General features: G+C 73.9%; 17 protein-coding genes. 7 read left to right on the top strand and 10 right to left on the bottom strand.

All coding sequences use genetic code 11. The features are described 5' to 3' along the window. Positions 1-65: 65 nt before the first annotated feature. Positions 66-1,040, bottom strand: a complete 975-nt coding sequence (locus ACZ7H1_RS05225) for an NAD(P)-dependent alcohol dehydrogenase (protein WP_470783869.1) — start codon at positions 1,038-1,040, stop codon at positions 66-68. A 415-nt stretch (positions 1,041-1,455) separates the two neighbouring features. Here ACZ7H1_RS05225 and ACZ7H1_RS05220 point away from each other — a divergent pair, with 415 nt between their 5' ends. Both ACZ7H1_RS05220 and ACZ7H1_RS05215 read left to right on the top strand, forming a co-directional pair. Continuing rightward, positions 1,456-2,376, top strand: a complete 921-nt coding sequence (locus ACZ7H1_RS05220; protein ID WP_470783868.1) for a MurR/RpiR family transcriptional regulator — start codon at positions 1,456-1,458, stop codon at positions 2,374-2,376. Between the two features lie 298 nt (positions 2,377-2,674). Further along, the gene (locus ACZ7H1_RS05215) at positions 2,675-3,079 is read left to right on the top strand and encodes a hypothetical protein (RefSeq protein ID WP_470783867.1); all 405 of its coding nucleotides are present in this window, start codon (positions 2,675-2,677) and stop codon (positions 3,077-3,079) included. Positions 3,080-3,106: 27 nt separating this feature from the next. Here the strand turns inward: ACZ7H1_RS05215 and ACZ7H1_RS05210 are convergent, their stop codons facing one another. The 3 genes from ACZ7H1_RS05210 to ACZ7H1_RS05200 all read right to left on the bottom strand — a co-directional run bounded on the left by ACZ7H1_RS05210 (position 3,107) and on the right by ACZ7H1_RS05200 (position 5,181). Continuing rightward, complete coding sequence (locus ACZ7H1_RS05210; RefSeq protein ID WP_470783866.1) at positions 3,107-3,562, bottom strand: GNAT family N-acetyltransferase; 456 nt, start codon at positions 3,560-3,562, stop codon at positions 3,107-3,109. Positions 3,563-3,674: 112 nt separating this feature from the next. Beyond that, positions 3,675-4,340, bottom strand: coding sequence for an NAD(P)H oxidoreductase (locus tag ACZ7H1_RS05205; RefSeq protein WP_470783864.1), 666 nt, complete (start codon positions 4,338-4,340; stop codon positions 3,675-3,677). Next, positions 4,330-5,181, bottom strand: coding sequence for a zinc-binding dehydrogenase (locus tag ACZ7H1_RS05200; RefSeq protein ID WP_470783862.1), 852 nt, complete (start codon positions 5,179-5,181; stop codon positions 4,330-4,332). The genes ACZ7H1_RS05205 and ACZ7H1_RS05200 overlap by 11 nt, the downstream gene beginning before the upstream one ends. Between ACZ7H1_RS05200 and ACZ7H1_RS05195 the strand changes: the two genes are divergently transcribed. Together ACZ7H1_RS05195 and ACZ7H1_RS05190 are read left to right on the top strand one after the other, a co-directional pair. After that, complete coding sequence (locus tag ACZ7H1_RS05195) at positions 5,171-5,314, top strand: hypothetical protein (RefSeq protein WP_470783861.1); 144 nt, start codon at positions 5,171-5,173, stop codon at positions 5,312-5,314. The genes ACZ7H1_RS05200 and ACZ7H1_RS05195 overlap by 11 nt on opposite strands. A 49-nt stretch (positions 5,315-5,363) precedes the next feature. After that, a complete protein-coding gene (locus ACZ7H1_RS05190; protein WP_470783860.1) occupies positions 5,364-5,984 on the top strand; it encodes an L-threonylcarbamoyladenylate synthase in 621 nt (206 codons plus the stop codon). Between the two features lie 22 nt (positions 5,985-6,006). On the opposite strand, the gene ACZ7H1_RS05185 is transcribed toward ACZ7H1_RS05190, so the two are convergent. From ACZ7H1_RS05185 to ACZ7H1_RS05175, 3 genes are all read right to left on the bottom strand, one after another. Beyond that, positions 6,007-6,483, bottom strand: a complete 477-nt coding sequence (locus tag ACZ7H1_RS05185) for a DUF6328 family protein (protein WP_470783858.1) — start codon at positions 6,481-6,483, stop codon at positions 6,007-6,009. A 134-nt stretch (positions 6,484-6,617) separates the two neighbouring features. After that, positions 6,618-6,965, bottom strand: coding sequence for a DUF1036 domain-containing protein (locus tag ACZ7H1_RS05180; protein WP_470783857.1), 348 nt, complete (start codon positions 6,963-6,965; stop codon positions 6,618-6,620). Positions 6,966-6,975: 10 nt separating this feature from the next. After that, positions 6,976-7,179, bottom strand: a complete 204-nt coding sequence (locus ACZ7H1_RS05175) for a hypothetical protein (RefSeq protein ID WP_470783856.1) — start codon at positions 7,177-7,179, stop codon at positions 6,976-6,978. Between the two features lie 212 nt (positions 7,180-7,391). Between ACZ7H1_RS05175 and ACZ7H1_RS05170 the strand changes: the two genes are divergently transcribed. After that, positions 7,392-8,426: a PHP domain-containing protein gene (locus ACZ7H1_RS05170; protein ID WP_470783855.1), complete on the top strand. Its 1,035-nt coding sequence runs from the start codon at positions 7,392-7,394 to the stop codon at positions 8,424-8,426. 30 nt (positions 8,427-8,456) lie between these two features. Here the strand turns inward: ACZ7H1_RS05170 and ACZ7H1_RS05165 are convergent, their stop codons facing one another. After that, entirely contained in the window at positions 8,457-9,041 is a 585-nt protein-coding gene (locus tag ACZ7H1_RS05165; RefSeq protein WP_470783853.1) for a TetR/AcrR family transcriptional regulator, read from the bottom strand. Positions 9,042-9,117: 76 nt separating this feature from the next. On the opposite strand from ACZ7H1_RS05165, the gene ACZ7H1_RS05160 reads away from it, so the two are divergent. Continuing rightward, positions 9,118-10,293 carry an FAD-dependent monooxygenase gene (locus ACZ7H1_RS05160; RefSeq protein WP_470783852.1) on the top strand — a complete coding sequence of 392 codons (1,176 nt, stop codon included), beginning with the start codon at positions 9,118-9,120 and terminating at the stop codon, positions 10,291-10,293. 652 nt (positions 10,294-10,945) lie between these two features. Here ACZ7H1_RS05160 and ACZ7H1_RS05155 read toward each other — a convergent pair. Next, entirely contained in the window at positions 10,946-11,704 is a 759-nt protein-coding gene (locus ACZ7H1_RS05155) for an SOS response-associated peptidase (protein WP_470783851.1), read from the bottom strand. A 50-nt stretch (positions 11,705-11,754) separates the two neighbouring features. Next, complete coding sequence (locus ACZ7H1_RS05150) at positions 11,755-12,510, bottom strand: GntR family transcriptional regulator (protein WP_470783850.1); 756 nt, start codon at positions 12,508-12,510, stop codon at positions 11,755-11,757. A gap of 627 nt (positions 12,511-13,137) precedes the next feature. Between ACZ7H1_RS05150 and ACZ7H1_RS05145 the strand changes: the two genes are divergently transcribed. Continuing rightward, positions 13,138-15,066, top strand: coding sequence for a glycoside hydrolase family 15 protein (locus ACZ7H1_RS05145; RefSeq protein ID WP_470783849.1), 1,929 nt, complete (start codon positions 13,138-13,140; stop codon positions 15,064-15,066). Positions 15,067-15,179: the final 113 nt, after the last annotated feature.

Genomic DNA, 15,179 nt, shown 5'->3' with positions numbered 1-15,179 from the left:
ACGCCGTGGAGCCCGGGCCCGTTCACGGCCCGGGCTGTCGTACGGAGCACCCACTCGTACAGTGGTCACACGGTGATGACGACCTTCGCGCGCGCGTGCTCCACTTCCAGGTGGCGGATGGCTTCGGCGGCCTCGCTCAGCGGGTAGGTCCGGTCGATGACCGGGGTCAGCGTCCCGGGCCCGGCGAGTTCGCCCAGCGCGGTCAGGTTGTCCTTGTTCGGCGTGGCCGTGAGGACGACCAGCCGCTGGCTGACGAAGCGGGACAGCACCTGCCCCTTGATGAGCAGGCCCATCGGCCCGAGGACGCTGCCGCCCTCGGAAACACCGCCGCCGGACAGGACGAGCGTCCCCGAGGGGGTCAGGGCCCGCCGGCAGTCGGCCAGGGCGCGGTTGCCCACCAGGTCGAACACGACGTCGTACCGCTCCGGTCCGCGGGTGAAGTCCTCCCGCGTGTAGTCGAGGACGCGGTCGGCGCCGAGCGACCCCACCAGGTCGGCGTTCCTGGTGCTGCACACGCCGGTCACCTCCGCGCCGAGCGCCTTGGCGATCTGGACGGCGAAGGTCCCCACGCCCCCCGACGCTCCGTTGACCAGGACCTTCTGTCCGGGCTGCACCCGGCCCAGGTCGCGCAGGCCCATCAGGGCGGTGTTGCCGGCGAGCGGCAGCGCGGCGGCCTGCTCGAAGGTCAGGCCGGCGGGCTTGGGCGCGACCACGTCCTGCGGGGCGCACACGTACTCGGCGAACGCCCCCTCGGCCTCGCCGAACACCTCGTCGCCGGGTCGCAGCCCGGTCACGTCCTTGCCCACCGCCTCCACCAGGCCCGCGAAGTCCGTGCCCCGGACCCGCACCTTCGGTCTGCCGAGGCCGAGCACCAGCCGCGCCACGTACGGGTCGCCGCGCATGAGGTGCCAGTCGCGGGCGTTGACGGCCGCTGCGCGGACCCGTACCAGCACCTCGTGGTCGGCGACGGCCGGCCGGTCGACCTCCCTCAGCTCCAGCACCTCCGGGGAGCCGTACCGGTCCTGCACGATCGCCTTCATCACGCCTCCGTCACGCACGGGTTCGGGTCGCATCGGAACGGCCGACCGGACGATCAGCGCCACTCGCGACGGTAGGCGGGCGGGTACGCCGCCGGAATCGGGGAGATTCCCTAGGTGACGCCGTAACCCATGATGGGCAGGATCGTTTCTCTATACGTCGCGTCAGATGCACACCCCGCAACCCCCCGCGGCGTGCGCGACACCCCGGGCCCTGAGAGACCATCCCTCAGGGCCCGACGGCTCTCCCGCCCCGCGCCCGTCCTGACGGCCGGCCCCCTCGCCCTTCCGGCGGCCGGTACCGTCGTCCCCGCCCGCCCGACCCGACTCGCGCGGGCCCCGCGGCGTCCGCGATCATGATCGCGGGGATGTCCGTTGAGCTATGTTGGAAACGAGCCGCAGCAGAAGGAGGCGCACCGTGCCATCGGGGCAGCAGGCACGCGCACAGGCGGCCGCGATCACACCCGGGCTGTCGTCGGACCCCGAGCGGGCCCCGGCCGACCGGGTCCGCGCCATGTTCGACGGGCAGCGCCTCTCGCCCGGCCAGCGGCGGATCGCCCAGTACCTGATCGACCACCTCACCGAGGCCGCGTTCCTGTCGATCACCGAGCTCGCCGAGCGCGTCGGGGTCAGCCAGCCGTCCGTGACGCGGTTCGCCACGTCGCTCGGGTTCACCGGCTACCCGGCCCTGCGCGACGCGCTCCAGCCGATCGCCCTGAGCGCGGTGGCGGGCACCCCCTCGCCGCAGAGCCGGGAGCAGATCCGGCGCAACGAACTCCAGGCCGCCGTCGACGCCGAGATCGAGAACCTGGAAAACGTCCGGCGGCTGCTCGCCGACACCAACCAGGTCCTCGACATCGGCCGCGAGCTGGCCCGCTCGGTGCCGCTGACCGTGCTCGGCCTGCGCATCTCGGTCTCCCTGGCGGAGTACTTCGCGTACGCCGCGCGCCGCATCCACCCCGACGTGCGCCTGGTGACCCGCGGCGGCAGCGTCGCGTACGACGCCCTGCTGCAGTCCCGCTCCGCCGGCGGCACCTGGGTGCTGGCCTTCGCCATGCCGCGGCACGCCAACGAAACCCTGGCCGCCCTGCGCGCCGCCCGCAGCACCGGGCTGCGGGTCGCGCTGATCACGGACCTCACCCTCGGCCCGCTGGTCGACGAGGCCGACGTGGCCCTGACGGCCGGTACCGGCTCACGCCTGGTGTTCGACTCGTACGCGGCGCCGGGCGTGCTGGCCGCCGCGCTGCTTCAAGCCATGGCCGATGCCGACCCGGAGCGTACGCAGACCCGGCTCGAAGGCTACGAGCAGGTCGCTGACCAGCACAGTTTCTTCCTCTAGGTGCCGTCCGCCCGGTCGCCGGACCGTCGATATTCACACTCCGTAGGCGCATGAAATTTTTCATACTCTTGCTTACTCGACGGTATATATATTTACTGCAACCGGCGCACGGATCACCCGATGCCAAACGGAGGGCGTCCCCACGCTCTCCCGGACCCCCTGGGCCCGACGCTCCCTCCTCGCGCCGGTCCCGGGACGTTCCCCCGGGCCTTCGCATCCCGTAGCAGCGCCACGGCGGCCTCGGTCAACCCCTGGGCCGGGGCCGCCACCACCTCCCGAACCTTGCGAAGCGAAGAGCATGCCCCAGACATCAGACCCCACCCTCGGTCCCGACTGGCCCTGTCAGGTCAAGAGCCCCGGCAACCACGACTGGGAGCGCACCGCCGCACGCTGGCTGCGCGACCTCCTGCCCGCGCGCTATGCGGGGTACACACCGCTCAACCGCCACCCCGTCCTGCTCGCCCGGCACGCCCAGCTCCAGATACAGCACGAGATACGGGCGGTACGGGCCGCGCTGGAGACCAGCCGGGCCGAGCTGCCCACGATGGGCATCGCGGAGGCCGTCATCGAGAGTTCCATCCGCATGTACGCCGTGGAGCTCAACCAGCTGGCCCGCCTCGCCCGCGGCGTCCGCCTCGTCGGTGAGGCACTGCACGGCTCCGCAACGGCCGCGCAGCGCCGCACCCGGGCGGCCGCACGCTGACCCGCACTGACCCGCACGCAGAACGGGTCAGCGGCCGGGGGCCATGTCGTACGTGACCCACATCGTGCGGGTGGCGACCTGGTCGTACTTCGCGCGGGCCCGGTGGTTGTCGTCGGCCGTGATCCAGCGGACCACGCTCCAGCCGCGCTCGGCAGCGATCTCCTTCAGCGCGGCGAGCAGCAGGTCGGCAGCGCCCGAACCGCGTGCCCCGGGTGCCACGAACAGGTCGTCGAGGAAGCACCCGACGGTCGCCGACAGGGGGCGGGCGAACGGGCGGTAGTGGGCGAGGCCGACGAGCGTGCCGTCGGAGTCCTCGGCAACGAGGGCGTTGACCTCGTTGCCGGGGTCGTGCACCCAGGACCAGACCGCCGCGGCGGCCTCTTCGGTCTGCTCCACCCGGTAGAAGTCCGCGTAGCCGCGGTAGAGGGCGCGCCACTGCGGGAAGTCCTCCGGACGCGCTGCGCGGACTGCGATCTGAGACATGTGAGTGAACTCCCGTGGTCGAGGGCCGGGGGCTGGTGCCGCCGGTCCGACGATCATGCGGGAACCGGGACGCCGGCCATCCTGCCGCCCTGTCGAAACGCCCGGCCCCGGGTCACCGCCGTGGACATATGGCCCGGAAGGACAGGGCGGGCAGGTATCCGCCCGGTACGGCGGGCCGGAGTTCGAGTCCGGGGCAGCGACGGCCGGGGCCGCCCCGGCTGTCAGTTGCTCGCGGCGTGCCGCCGCAACCCGGCTCCCGTGTGCCGGGCTGCGGGACGCGCCTGCGCTCCTGCCGCAGCGTCTTGGACACCACCTCGTCCCAGCCCAGCTCGGCGAACTGCTCCCGCCCGTAGCTGACCAGGCTGATCCACAGGATCCGGCTGCCGCGCAGCCTCGACCGGCCGCCGCCGTACGCGAAGCCGTTGTTCCACACCCGGTCGATCCAGCCCTTGAGCACGGCGGGGAAGCCGAACCACCACAGCGGGAAGACCACCACGATCAGCTCGGCCGCCTCCAGGCGCGCCATGTGCTCCCGCACCTCGGCGGTGTACTCCTTGCCGGGGTCGTCCCAGTCCGGCTCGTCCGCAGGGGTCATTCGGGGGTCGAACCCCTCCTCCTGGAGGTCCGGCAGGTCGACCTCGTACCCGGCGTCGAGCAGCCGCTTGCGGGCCCGCTCGGCCAGCTGCGCGGTCAGGGAATCCGTCCGGGGGTGGCCCACGACGACCAGGGCCCGCCGCCGGTACGCACGGTGTCGTTCGCGGCGGACATCAGCGGTCACCCGGCCGGACCGGCATCTTGCCCGTGTTGGCGCCGCGCAGCATGCCCAGGAAGGCTCCGGGTGCCTGCTCGATGCCCTCGGCGACGGTCTGTTCGGTGCGCAGGGTGCCGTCGGTACGCCCGCGGGCCGACTTGCCGATCCATTCCGGGAAGAGGTCGAAGTGGCTGCTGACGAGCATGCCCCGCAGGGTCGCCTCCTGGGCGGCCGCCCGGAAGAGGTTGTCCGGTCCGCGCAGCGGCGCGGTGGCGTTGTAGCCGCTGATCGCACCGACCATGGCGATGCGCCCGCCGGGCCGGACGGCGTCGATGGCGGCGCGCAGGTGGTCGCCGCCCACCGCGTCGACGTAAACGTCGGCGCCTTCGGGTGCGGCCCGTGCCAGCTGCTCGTCGAGGCCGCCGAGGCGGTAGTCGACGGCGGCGTCGAAGCCGAAGGTGTCGAGGAGCTTCTTCGTCTTGGCCGGGCCGCCGGCCGATCCGATGACCCGGGCCGCTCCGAGCTTCCGGGCCACCTGCCCGGCCACGCTGCCGACCGCTCCGGCGGCGGCCGAGACGAAGACGACGTCTCCGGGGCGCACCGGGGCGGTCCGGGTGAGCGCGGCGTAGGCGGTCAGGCCCGTGGTCCCGAGGGCGCCCAGGTAGGCGGCGGGCGGGGCGAGGGAGGTGTCGACGAGGGTGGCCGCAGCCGCGTCCAGGACGGCGTACTCGCGCCGGCCGAGGAAGTGGGACACGGCCGACCCGGTCGGTACGGACTCGGCGCGGGAGGCGACGACCTCGCCGATCGCGCTGCCCTCCAGCGGGGCGCCCGGCTCGAACGGCGGGATGTAGGAAGGGGTGTCGTCCATCCTGCCGCGCATATGGGGGCCGACGGACAGCCAGGTGTTGCGGACCGCCCTGGGCGAGGCGGAGTTCGCGGCGGCGCTCGACCGGGGCCGTGCGCTGTCTCCCGACGGGATCGAGGATGCCGTGTCCGCCTGATCGCCGCCCGGGACCGGATGCCGGTCTTCCGAGCGCGTACGCTCGGTGGATGGCAAAGTACTTCGACGTGCACCCCGAGAATCCTCAGCGGCGCACCATCGGCAGCGTGGCCGACCTCATCCGCTCCGGGGCGCTCGTCGCCTACCCGACGGACTCCTGCTTCGCCCTGGGGTCCCAGCTCGGCAACCGCGAGGGCATCAACCGCATCCGGTCGATCCGCAACCTCGACGACCGCCACCACTTCACCCTGGTCTGCCAGAACTTCGCGCAGCTGGGCCAGTTCGTGCGCATCGACAACGACGTCTTCCGGGCGATCAAGGCGGCCACGCCGGGCAGCTACACCTTCATCCTGCCCGCGACGTCCGAGGTGCCGCGCCAGCTGATGCACCCGAAGAAGAAGACCGTCGGCGTGCGGATCCCCGACCACGTCGTCACGCAGGCGCTGCTGGCCGAGCTCGGCGAGCCGCTGCTCTCCAGCACGCTCCTGCTGCCGGACGAGGCCGAGCCGCTGACGCAGGGCTGGGAGATCAAGGAGCGCCTCGACCACGAGGTGGACGCGGTCCTCGACTCGGGTGACTGCGGTACGGAACCCACCACGGTCGTCGACTTCTCCGGCGGTACCGCGGAGATCGTGCGGCGCGGCGCGGGTGACACCTCGCGGTTCGAGTAGGGGCTGCCGGGGCGCGGCCGCGTCAGTCCTCGGTCGTGTAGCGGATCCGCGCCCACAGCGGCAGGACGAACCAGCACAGCAGGTACCAGAGCAGCACCCCTGCGACCAGCCAGGGGACGAGCGGGTTGTGGGTGGCCACCCGCAGGACGAGGCAGAGCGCGGCGGTGAGGGTCGCCAGCAGGAGGATCAGGCCGGCGAACGTGAGCCGCGAGGCCCAGGTGACCGCCTGGGGCTTGATCCGCCGGCCGGAGACGATCCGGTGGAAGGCCACGGGGCCGATCAGCGCGCCGGTGGCCAGGGAGCCGAGGATGACGGTGACGATGTAGAGCGTCTTGTCGGTCTGCGGCAGCCCCTGGAAGTGGGGGGTGAAGACCACGGTCAGCAGGAAGCCGAAGAGGATCTGGACACCGGTCTGGGCGACGCGGATCTCCTGCACCAGCTCCTGCCATTGGCGGTCGGCCTGCTCCATGGGGGTCTCGTCCCTGCCCTGGTCCTGCATGGCGCCGCCTCCCTGCCTCGATGTCCCTGGCGCGCTGTCCCTGTCTGAGCCCGCTCCTACCCGTCGGCCGGAAACCCATGCGAGGCCGCCGGACGGGCCGGCCGGCGGGACCGCACCGGCCGGCCCGCCACCTGCTAGCCGTGGAACGTGTGCGTGTGGTTGGCGCTGCCCACGACGAACTCGTTCATGAGGATGGTCCGGGAGGTCCCGTCAGCCGTGTTCGAGCACCACTCGAAGGCGCGGTGCGGGACCGTCTCCTGGTAGCGGTCCCGCCATTCGGTGCCGTCGGTGGAGTAGGCGTAGCAGTACCAGGTCGTGTTCACGGCGCGGGGGTTCCCGCCGAAGACCGTGGCGGACTGGCTGGGACCGATCCGCCACCAGCCCTTCTTCACCCAGTTGCTGCCGTCGGAGCAGTTGGGCTGGTACCACTCGACCATCGTCCAGATCTCGGTGTGGTAATTGTTCGTGAACCTCAGCGGCATGACGTGCCTCCTACTCGGATTCCGGCTGCCGGCGAGCGGCGGGGCTGCCGTCGGCCCGCAGCATGGCGGCCGGACTGGGGCTGGGACTCGATGAGCTCGTACTCGTCTCCTTGTCGGCAGGGGCGGCGGAGCGGCCCGCGGTGAGCGCGCGGTCCAGTGCTGCTTCGTCCGCGTCGGTGGTCGGATCCACCTCGTCGGCTGTCTCCTGGGACATGTGCTCCTCCAGATTTCCGTCGGTCGGTGCGCAGGAGGGGTTCCCGGGCGGATCGGCGGCGTATCGCCGGAGGGACGCTCTTGCCCCGTACGAGGGAGGCCGGTTCCGCGGGGGTTCCGCCCTGCGCGCGGTGCCCGCCGGTGGGATTCTGGAGGCGGTGGGGACGGCCCACCCGGGAGGTACCCGACGGCCGGGACGGGCGGGAGGCGCCGATGGATCCGGTGGCCGCGCTGCGGCGGATCGCCTTCCTGCTGGAGCGCGCCCAGGCGCCCACGTACCGCGTGCAGGCCTTCCGGACCGCGGCCGCCCGGGTGTCGGACATGCCGGACGGCGAAGCCGCCGCCCGGGCCGCGGCGGGCACGCTGGAAGCCGTCAAGGGGATCGGGCCGAAGACCGCCGGGGTGATCACCGAGGCGCTGGCCGGGCAGATCCCGGAGTACCTGCAGCGGCTGGAAGAAGAGGCGCAGGCGCCGCTGACCACGGACGGCCGGGGCGAGGCCCTGCGGGCGGCGCTGCGCGGCGACTGCCATCTGCACTCGGACTGGTCGGACGGCGGCAGCACGATCGAGGACATGGGCCGGGCGGCGGCGGAGCTGGGCCACGAGTACGCCGTGCTCACCGACCACTCGCCGCGGCTGACCGTGGCGCGCGGCCTGTCGCCGGAGCGGCTGCGGGAACAGCTGGACGTGGTGGCGGAACTCAACGGCACGTGGGCGCCGTTCCGGCTGCTCACGGGCATCGAGTGCGACATCCTCGACGACGGCTCGCTGGACCAGGAGCCGGAGCTGCTGGAGCGGCTGGACCTGGTCGTGGTGTCGGTCCATTCGAAACTGCGGATGGACAAGCGCGCGATGACCCGCCGGATGACGGCGGCGGTGCGCGATCCGCACGCGGACGTGCTGGGGCACTGCACGGGGCGGCTGGTCACCGGGCGGGGGCGGCCGGAGTCGGACTTCGATGCGGAGGAGGTGTTCGCGGCCTGTGCGGAGGCCGGTACGGCCGTGGAGATCAACAGCCGTCCCGAGCGGCTGGACCCGCCCATGCGGCTGCTGCGGCAGGCGGTTCGGGCGAGCGTGCTGTTCTCCGTCGACACCGACGCGCACGCTCCGGGCCAGCTGGGCTGGCAGATCTACGGGTGCGCCCGCGCGGAGGATGCCGGCGTACCGGCCGACCGGATCGTCAACACGTGGCCGGCCGGGCAGCTGCTCGGGTGGACGGCCCGGCACGATCGGGAAGGGACGGCCTGAACCGGGTCCGGAAGAGACCTCCCGACCGGGTCAGGACAGGGCGGCGTCGAGCATGCGGCGGGCGGTGCCGGTCAGTTCCGCCAGGTCGGGCGCGGGGCGGGAGCGGGCCAGGGCGCCGGCGAGGCGGTCGTAGAGGAGCCCGTCGGTCCAGGCGACGAGCAGTTCGGCGGACTCGCGCGGCCGGGGCGCGCCGAGGGCTTCCAGGATGGCGGCGGCGCGCCGGCGCGCACCGAGGCCCGCCTGGTGCAGGACGTTCTCCAGTTCCTCGTTGCGGGTCGCCTCCAGGCTGAGTTCGAAGCGGGCGAGCTGACGCTCGCGGCCGGTGGTCAGCCACTGGTGGAGCAGCGCGGCGAGCGCGGCCGCGGCGGCCTCCCGGCCCTGCGCGGCGGGGTGCGGCCCGAGGCCGAAGTCGACGTCGGCCAGGTCCAGTTCCGCCAGCCGCTGATAGCAGGCGCCGATCAGGGCGGTGCGCGTGCGGAAGTAGTACGAGGTGCTGCCGGCCGGGAGTCCGGCGGCGGCGTCGACCGCACGGTGCGTCAGGCCGCGCAGCCCGGCGGCGGCCACGGTCGCGATCGCGGTGTCGGCGATGAGGGTTCGGCGGTCGGGGCTGGACATGGAGCCACTCTACAGCTGTAGAGTGGCGACGACGGACTCTACGGATGTAGAGGGTTCTGCGGTGGAAGGGTGTGTCATGGCACAGCGGCATGCGGTCGTGGCCGGAGCGGGGATCGGCGGGCTGACGGCGGCGCTCGCCCTGCACCGCCGCGGCTGGCGGGTCACGGTGTGCGAGCAGGCGGACGGCCTCTCGGCTGCCGGCGCCGGGATCGTGCTGGCGCCGAACGCCCTGCGCGCCTTCGACGCCATCGGCTTCGACGCCGCCCGCACGGCCGGGGACGCTCCGCCGGCCGCGATGGGGGTGCGCCGCCCGCGGGGCACCTGGCTGGTGCGGGCCGACGCCGCCGCGCTGGCGGGCCGGTACGGCCGCGCACCGCTGCCCGTGCACCGCGCGGCGCTCACGGCGGCCCTGGCGGACGCGCTGCCGGGCGGGGCCCTGCGGTTCGGCGCCGCGGTGACGGCCGTCGACCAGGAGGGCGCCCGGCCGGTCGTCCGCACCACGGCCGGCGACCTCACCGCCGACGCGGTCCTCGCCGCGGACGGCATCCACAGCCCGCTGCGCCGCCGGTACTTCCCCGGCCACCCGGGGCTGCACTACACCGGGGAGACCGCCTGGCGGGCCGTGGTGGACGGCGACGGCCTGCCGGCCTCCGCGGCCGTCGAGACCTGGGGGCGGGGCGAGCGGTTCGGCACGGTCCCGCTCGCCGGCGGCCGCATCTACGTGTACGCGACCGCCGTGGTGCCCGAAGGCACCCGGCCGGCCGACGTGCACGCCGAACTGCGCCGCCGCTACGGCCACTGGCACGACCCGGTCCCGGCCCTGCTCGACCGGATCGATCCGGCCGCCGTGCTCCAGCACGACCTGTACGACCTGGCCGGGCCGCTCCCCCGCCTGCACCTCGGCCGACTCGCCTGGCTGGGCGACGCCGCCCACGCCATGGCCCCCAACCTGGGCCAGGGCGGCTGCCAGGCCGTCGAGGACGCCGTCTACCTCGCCCACGCACTCGACGCCGAGGACGTGCCCGGCGCGCTGCACGCCTACACCGGGGCCCGGCACGCCCGTACGGACGCGATCCGCGTCCGCGCCCGGCGGGCCGGGCAGGTCGCGGCCCTCGGCAACCCGCTCGCCGTCGCCGCCCGCGACCTCGTCCTGCGCGCCACCCCGCAGCGGGCCGCCCGGCGCACCCTGGACGACCTCTTCAACGGCTTCCGACTGCCGGAGCCCGTCCGCCGCCCGGCGCCCACGGGGTGACCCCCGCCGGATGCACGGGCCCGGCCGCGGGCGGGGAGACGGTGCGGCGGGCGTGGTCGCGGAACGCGGCGGTGGCCGGGTGGGTGGGCGACTCGGTCGCGAGCAGCGCGACGGTGACGGGCTCGGCGTCACCGGGAGGTAGCGGATCCCGGGGTGCGGGTGGCTGTGGGAGGTGGCCTGCGCGGTGACGCCGACGGCCTCCCCCGTGGCGATGGCCGTGAGCCACTCGTCGACGCCGGCGACGTCCAGGGTGGCCGCGGGCCGCCGCCCGGCGGGCCACAGGTCCGCCGTGGCCGTCGCCGCGGTCCGGCAGAGCACGACCGTACGGCCCGCCAGGTCGCACGCAGGAAGGCGAGGTCGACGTCGCCGCGCCGCAGCGCTTCCGCCGGGTCGGGAAGCCGGTGGACCTGGACGGGCGTGCCTGGGTGGTCTCGGCGCCAGTCGCGCAGCAGCCCGACGGTGTGCGCGCCGAGGGCCACCCGGGCGAAGCCGACGCGCAGGGGTCGCGGCCCGGCAGTGACCTCTGCCAGGGCGTCGTCCGGGCTTCGCCCCCGTGGACCTCGCCGAAGTGGCCCGGACGTACGTGCGCGCGATCGAGGGTGCGGAGACGGGCCAGGTCTTCGAGCCGGGCCACTGAGGCCTGGCCCGCGGGTCAGGAGGCCGGAGGGCCGGCGGCCGGTTCCGGCACGGCGTCCAGGAGCTCGGGGCCGTCGTTGCGGACGCTGTTGACCGCGGTGGACACCGGGCGCACCTCCAGCTGCCCGTCGGCCGGGGTGTGGAGGAGCGCACGGAGGTCGTGCACGTCCTGGTGGGAGGGGTCGAGCCAGGTTTCGAAGTCGTCCGGCGCGAGGGCCAGCGGCATCCGCGGGTGGATGCGCCCGGCCGCATCGCGCGCCTCGGTCGTGATGACGGTGCAGGACACCACCCAGGCGGCCGGGTCGTCGTCCCCGGCCACGGCCTTGTCCCGCCAGAACTCGTACAGCCCGGCCATGGCCATGACGGCACCGTCCTCGGGCCGGATGAAATAGGGCTGCTTGTACGCCTTCGCGTCGGCCGTGGCGGGGACGGGCTGCCATTCGTAGAAGCCGTCGGCGGGCAGCAGACAGCGGCGCTTGGCGAACGCGCGGCGGTAGGCGGGCTTCTCGTGCACCGTCTCCACGCGGGCGTTGATCATCCGCGATCCGACGCCCGGCTCCTTCGCCCACGAGGGCACCAGGCCCCAGCGCAGCGTGCGCAGTTCCCGCTCGATCGCACCGGTCTCCCGGTCCGGGCGTTCGAGCACGGCCCACACCGGGTCGGTGGGGGCGACGTTCCAGCTGGGCGCGAGGGCTTCCGCGGGGTCCCAGCGGGTCACCTCGAACAGGTCCGCGAGGTCCTCGGGTCGCCGGGAGGAGGCGTAACGGCCGCACATGCTCCCACTGTGCCATCCCGGCGGGGCCCGCGGACCGCGGACGCGGCTCTTCAGCGCAGGTGGATCGCGGACCCGTGGGCACCGTCGGCGGGGCGGGTGTGGCGGAAGGACAGTTCGCCCCAGCGGGGGAACTCGAGGTCGGTCACGGCCAGCAGGCGGCCGTCGGCATCGGCCAGCGAGCGGCGGACACCGAGCCGGCAGGGCGCGCCGTGGCCGGGCGCGGGCGGGGATCCGGTGCCGCCCCGGGTCACGGTGATGGTCTCGGTGACCTTGGCCCGCAGCCCGGCGCGGGCGAGCCAGTGGTAGAGCAGGCTCAGGTCGGCGTTTTCCGTATACGGGCGGTCCAGGTAGCGGCGCAGTTCGGGCAGGGCCGTGATGACCGATGGCGCGAAGTAGGTGACGGCCTCCTGGACGGGGGCGCCGGCCGTGTCGAGTGCGGTGTGGTGGTGGACGAGGGTCGGCTGTCCGGCCGGCACGCCCAGCGCGGCGGCGAGCCGGCGCGGGACCTCGGTCCGCTCCAGCCATGACCGGGACGGGGCGGCCGCCTGCGGGGCGGGGGCGCCGGGGAAGGGTGGTACGGCACCCGGTGCGGGCAGGGTTGGTTCGGGCGGGGGCGTCGCGACGGCGTGCGTGCCGCGCCGGTCGGTGACGACGAGCCGCTCTTCGCGCAGCAGGTGCAGGGCCGCCCTGACGGTCTGCCGGTGTACGACGAACCGGGCCGCCAGGGCACGCTCCGAGGGGAGACGGCCCCCGGGCGCGATGGTGCGGCCGGTGATCTCGCGGCGGAGCACCGCGGCGATCTTCAAGTAGTTCGGAGTGTGCGGGGCGTTCGGAGTGTGCGGGGCGTTCGGAGTCTGCGGGGGGTTCGGAGTCTGCGGTGCGTTGGGAGTCTGCGGTGCGTTGGGAGTCTGCGGTGCGTTGGGAGTCTGCGGTGCGGACGAAATAAGAGACACGGCACTCTCCGGTGACGGATGGTGAGCGGCTGTGCGAGAGGTGCAACCAACCTAGCATTGGTCTATACCTCTTGGGATATCGCGTCTGCGTGCGCCTGACCGAAAAGGAGCCGGGCCGTGCGCCGGAGGCGCCCCGAGTGCCGGACGCACCGGGCGTGTTACGCCCCGGTCACATCCCGGGCGGGCGCGGACACTGTCCGGAAACCGCCGGGACCCGAGCCGCAGCACGCGGCGGCCGGCGCGGTCACCCGCTTGGCGGACGGCCGAACGGCCCCGGCGGGGGCCCCGCAGCCGTGCTGGGCAGCGGCGGGACCGTCAGCGGAGACCGCCCGGCGCGCCGCCCTGACGTGCGGGATTCCCCGCCGCCGAGCGAACATGGTTCCCACTAACGGCAATACCGGCCCGCCCGATCGCGGTGCCCGCGCACCGACATCCGGCGTCCACGCCATCCCGCCTCACAGAAGGAAGGGGATCCACCGGATGCCACACGCTTTCGCAGCTCTCGCCGTCGTGGTCGCGACCGCCCTCGTGGGCCCTCCGGCCGTGCTGAGCACCGCGCGTTCCGGGACGAGGACGGCCGCACCCGCCTACGGCGGACAGCTGCTCCACGAAACGGCCCTCTTCAGCGTCAAGGGCGCGGCCAACGCCGCCGCCCAGGAGTTCACCGCCACCGAGCCGCAGCTGTCCCGCGTGAGCATCTACCTCAGCAGCGGAGCCGGTACGGGCGCCGTCACCGTCGAGGTCCGGACGCAGCGCGACAGCAGGGCATCGGCCGTCGCCTCCCGTACGGCCGACCTCGCCGCGCTCGGCGGACGCGGCGCCGGCTGGGTCGAGTTCGCCCTCGACGCCACCCTGCGCCCGGGCGCGACGTACTACCTGTACGTCCAGGCGACGACGGCCGAGGACGCGGCCGTCACCTGGCACGGCACCCGCCAGACGCTGGCCGGCGCGCCGCGTTCGTGGCTCTACGACGCCTCGCTGACCGGCGGCTGGCGCGCCGAGCCGTCGCGGGCGGCCTACTTCGTCAACCCCGTCGGCACCGAGCGCTGCGGCGAGACGGACCCGTGTTACATCCCGGCCGCGGCCCTCGGCGCGCGCACGGCCGGGCTGCTGACCAACGGCGAGGTGACCGAAGCCGTCACGCCGCCGTTCGCCGTCGGCGCCCGGTACGTCGAGGGCAGCAACGTCCTGCGCCTGCCGTCCGGCAACTGGCGCTACCTGCCGGCGGGTGCGAGCGCCTCGGCGGTGGTGCCCCCGAACGACCCCGGGGCGCTCCGGCAGATAACCGAGAGCCGGGCCTGGCTCGCCTCGGGCCGGATACCCGGTGCGAGTGCCGGACAGCGGGAGGCCGCGCAGCGCGCACTGCTGGCGATGCGGGCGCTGCTGAGGCCCAACGGCGCCTTCGCCGCCGCCCAGTCGCCCCCCTGGCAGTACTCGTGGCCGAGGGACGGCAGCTTCGCCGTCGCGGCGTTCGCCCACACCGGCCACGACGCGGAGGCGTACCTGATGCTGTCGTTCAACGCCGCGACGCAGCGGGCGGACGGCACCTGGAACGCGCGGACCAAGCTCGACGGGTCCGGCCCGCCGGATGCGCGCAAGTGGCAGCTGGACGCGAACGGCTGGGTGCCGTGGGCCACCTGGCAGTGGTACCGGGCGGCGGCGCCGGACGAACGTGACGCACGGCTGGAGACGCTGTACCCGATGGTCCGCAAGGCGGCCGACTACGCCGCACAGTCCCTGGGAACCGACGGCCTGCCACCGCCCGCACCGGACTACTGGGAACTGGACACGACCACGAGCAACATCGGAACGGCCGCTCCGCTGCTGGCGGGACTCAACGCCGCCGCCGACCTGGCCGGGCGGACGGGCCGCACAGAAGATGCCGAACGGTGGCAGACAGCGGCACGGCGCCTGTCCGCCGGCATCGCCGAGCACTTCGCCCCGATCGGCTACAGCCGCACCGTGGACGGAAAGCACGGGCGCGACAGCGCGGCGGCGTTCATGGCGCCCCCCTTCAACACGCCTCCGGAGGACCTGCCGGCCGCACTGGAGGAGACGTACGACGCGCTGCTGCTGCCCAACGGGGGTGTGCTTCCCGGCAATGACCCGGGGCACGTCTGGGGCTCGCACGCCTGGGCGCCGAGCACGGCCTTCTTCGCCCTCGCCTGGTCCGGCATGGGACGCCGGGCGCAGGCCACGCACGTGCTGGACTGGGTGCTCTCCAAGCGGAACGTCCTGGGCGAGCTGCCGGAGAAGGTCAACGCGGCAGGCAACGGTGCCTCGGTGGCACCCCTGGGCTGGACCTCCGCACTCGTCCTGCTGACGACGCTCTCCCTTGACGGCACCCCCCAGCCGGTGCCGCCCCCGCCCGCGGCCGCAACTCCGGCCGAACCCGCACAACTGGCATAACCAGCACGACTCCCCCTCGGGGAGACAGCCTGTCGGGGGGGGGGGGGGGGGGGGGGGGGGGGGGGGGGTGTGTTTTGGGGGGGGGGGGGGGGGGCGAGCTTTCTATCCCTCCC

This window comes from Streptomyces sp. NPDC037401, assembly GCF_055602345.1.
The sequence above is the reverse complement of the archived record's forward strand: the minus strand, read 5'-3'. Positions and strand labels throughout refer to the sequence as shown.

Coding starts and splice junctions, on each gene's coding strand:
- ACZ7H1_RS05225 (WP_470783869.1), bottom strand. CDS start 1,040: ATGAAGGCGATCGTGCAGGACCGGTACGGCTCCCCGGAGGTGCTGGAG.
- ACZ7H1_RS05215 (WP_470783867.1), top strand. CDS start 2,675: ATGCCCCAGACATCAGACCCCACCCTCGGTCCCGACTGGCCCTGTCAG.
- ACZ7H1_RS05210 (WP_470783866.1), bottom strand. CDS start 3,562: ATGTCTCAGATCGCAGTCCGCGCAGCGCGTCCGGAGGACTTCCCGCAG.
- ACZ7H1_RS05200 (WP_470783862.1), bottom strand. CDS start 5,181: ATGGACGACACCCCTTCCTACATCCCGCCGTTCGAGCCGGGCGCCCCG.
- ACZ7H1_RS05190 (WP_470783860.1), top strand. CDS start 5,364: ATGGCAAAGTACTTCGACGTGCACCCCGAGAATCCTCAGCGGCGCACC.
- ACZ7H1_RS05185 (WP_470783858.1), bottom strand. CDS start 6,483: ATGCAGGACCAGGGCAGGGACGAGACCCCCATGGAGCAGGCCGACCGC.
- ACZ7H1_RS05180 (WP_470783857.1), bottom strand. CDS start 6,965: ATGCCGCTGAGGTTCACGAACAATTACCACACCGAGATCTGGACGATG.
- ACZ7H1_RS05175 (WP_470783856.1), bottom strand. CDS start 7,179: ATGTCCCAGGAGACAGCCGACGAGGTGGATCCGACCACCGACGCGGAC.
- ACZ7H1_RS05170 (WP_470783855.1), top strand. CDS start 7,392: ATGGATCCGGTGGCCGCGCTGCGGCGGATCGCCTTCCTGCTGGAGCGC.
- ACZ7H1_RS05165 (WP_470783853.1), bottom strand. CDS start 9,041: ATGTCCAGCCCCGACCGCCGAACCCTCATCGCCGACACCGCGATCGCG.
- ACZ7H1_RS05160 (WP_470783852.1), top strand. CDS start 9,118: ATGGCACAGCGGCATGCGGTCGTGGCCGGAGCGGGGATCGGCGGGCTG.
- ACZ7H1_RS05155 (WP_470783851.1), bottom strand. CDS start 11,704: ATGTGCGGCCGTTACGCCTCCTCCCGGCGACCCGAGGACCTCGCGGAC.
- ACZ7H1_RS05145 (WP_470783849.1), top strand. CDS start 13,138: ATGCCACACGCTTTCGCAGCTCTCGCCGTCGTGGTCGCGACCGCCCTC.